At 78.6% G+C, this 2,295-nt stretch carries 1 protein-coding gene, 1 rRNA gene and 1 pseudogene; 2 read left to right on the top strand and 1 reads right to left on the bottom strand.

Translation table 11 applies throughout. The features are described from left to right. Positions 1 to 5 precede the first annotated feature (5 nt). Positions 6 to 122, top strand: a 5S ribosomal RNA gene (gene rrf, locus VER05_RS13750). A gap of 492 nt (positions 123 to 614) precedes the next feature. Here rrf and VER05_RS13745 read toward each other — a convergent pair. Beyond that, positions 615 to 968 carry a hypothetical protein gene (locus VER05_RS13745; protein ID WP_324845901.1) on the bottom strand — a complete coding sequence of 118 codons (354 nt, stop codon included), beginning with the start codon at positions 966 to 968 and terminating at the stop codon, positions 615 to 617. A gap of 257 nt (positions 969 to 1,225) precedes the next feature. Here VER05_RS13745 and VER05_RS13740 point away from each other — a divergent pair. Further along, positions 1,226 to 2,295: pseudogene (locus tag VER05_RS13740) on the top strand (hypothetical protein); the annotation flags it as partial.

The following is a 2,295-nucleotide window of genomic DNA, read 5'->3' as shown; positions in this document are numbered from 1 at the left end:
CGAGTTACGGCGGTCATAGCGAAGGGGAAACGCCCGGTCCCATTCCGAACCCGGAAGCTAAGCCCTTCAGCGCCGATGGTACTGCACTCGCCAGGGTGTGGGAGAGTAGGACGCCGCCGGACATCCATTCAGGAAGAGCCACCCCTTCGGGGGTGGCTCTTTCTGTTTCCCCGGGAGGGCCCGTCTCCCACACGCTCTGTACGCGCGCGGGGTCACGTCTCGCCCGCCGAGTGGGCAGCAGATGTCCCTACCCGTGTCCCGGTAGCAGCATCTGCTGCCCACTTGGCGCGCATGCCGCTGCGGCGGAGGGGCGACGCGTCGCCGAGTCTCCATCGGGGGACTGCGTCGGCGCCGACGCTCGCAGTCCGGAGGCGGAGACTCGGCGCTCTCGGGGGCGTCACGGAGCGCGTCCGGGCGCCCGGGCGACGCGCCGAGACGGCACTTCTCGGCTGTCCGGCGGAGGTCGTCGACAGCCGAGAGCTGCCATCTCGGCGTGCGGGGCGCAAGGGGGTGCGTGTGGGTCTGCCGCGCGCGAGAGCGAGTGCCGCCGGACGACGTGCCGCCGTCGGGTCTCGCCGCCGAGGTGTGCGGTCTCGGCGGGGCCCGTATCGCTGTCAGGCGGGCTGGGTGCGAACTCCGCACGAGGTGAGCCAGGCGTCGAGCGCGTCGGGGTCGGCGAGGCGGAGGTCGTCGGAGTGCGCCGTGCGGAGCCAGCCGTCGCCGAGGAGCCCGACCTCGTCGACGAGACGCCGGCCGTCGAGGAGCACGATCGAGAGCGACGGCTCCTGCATCCACGCGCTCGGGCGCCAGGGTGCGGCCGCGGCGAGCAGGTGGCGCACCGTGGCGATCGAACCCGGGTCGCGCTCGACGTGGAGCAGGAGGTTCGCCTCCCGGTGCCGGGGGTCGTACCCGGAGCCGGCGATCACGCGCAGCTCGCTGACCTGGGTGCCGGGGGAGAGGGCGTCCACGGGGGCGAGTGTGCCACCCGGCCGGCCCACGTCCCGTGGTCGAGCCCTGTCGCCCCGCGGCGCTGGCGGGCCCTGCTCCCTCTGTGGCCGCGGCGGTCCCGTCGGTTCGCCGGACCGTGCCCTCGTGGCCTGTCTGCCCGGGTGCTCGGGCGGGCCGGTACCGCAAGGCACGGCGGACCGCCGGCGCGGGCCGATGCGGGGTCTGCGGGTCGCGGATGAGACCATGGTCGGCGGTCGAACTTGAGGAGCAGCAGGACATGAGCAGCGACGAGCGCGGGACGCGTTCGGCGGACCAGGGCGGGCGCCGCAGCGGCGGCGTCGGCCGGTACGGCAACCGGGGCGCCGCGCGCTCCACCGACGGCGAGCGCCCGGCGCGCGCCCCGCGGGTCGCGGGGCAGCGGCGTAGCGGCGGCGATGAGCGGGGGTGGCGGTCGGCCGTCGAGCAGAGCGGTACCGCCGGCGCGCGGGGGAGCTCCGCGCGCGGCGGCGAGCGCGACGCGCGCACGGACCGCCGCGACGCGGATGCACGCGGCTACGGCGGGGACCGCCGGTCCGCGGGCGACCGTCCGCGGTCCGAGGGCGGGCAGCGTCCCCAGGGTGGCGCGCGCGACGCCCGCTCGGCCGGGGACCGGCGTCCGGCGGGTCGTGCCGAGGGCGAGCGCTCGGGCGGGTACCGCTCGGACCGGGGCCCGGCGCGCGACGGCGGCAGGTCCGGCGGTGACGGTGCCGCCCGGGGCGACCGCTCCGGCGGCTACCGCTCCGACCGCGGCGACCGCACGGGCGGCTACGGCTCGGACCGCGGCGACCGCCCGGGCGGGGCACGCCGCCCCGACCGCGGCGATCGCTCCGGGGGCTACGGCTCCGACCGGGGTGGCGCGCGTCCGGAGCGGGGCGGTCCGCGCCCCGAGCGCTCCGGCGGCTCTTCCGCGGAGCGCAGCGGCGGCTACCGGGCCGACCGGGGTCCCGCCCGGGGCGGTGAGCGCGGCGAGCGCCGCGAGGGCGGCTACGGCCGCGGCGGCGAGCAGGGCGGGCAGCGTTCCGGCGGGTACGACCGCTCCGCCCCGCGCACGGGCGGCTACCGGCGCGACGCGGAGGGCGGCGAGCGCACGGGCGGCTACCGCTCGGACCGCGGCGCCTCGCGCCCCGGCGGCGAGCGCGGCGGGTACCGCGGCGACCGCCCGGCCGGTTCGGAGCGCAGCGGGTACCAGCGCGAGGACCGTGGTGGCTACCGCGGCGGGCGCGAGGGCGGCGCGCGTGCGCCCGGCGGCGAGCGTGGCGGCTACCGCCGGGACGACCGCGGCGAGCGCGGCGGATACCAGCGCGAGGA

The sequence above is a fragment of the Cellulomonas sp. genome (genome assembly GCF_035634735.1).
Classification (GTDB): Bacteria; Actinomycetota; Actinomycetes; order Actinomycetales; family Cellulomonadaceae; genus Cellulomonas.
The sequence above is the reverse complement of the archived record's forward strand: the minus strand, read 5'-3'. Positions and strand labels throughout refer to the sequence as shown.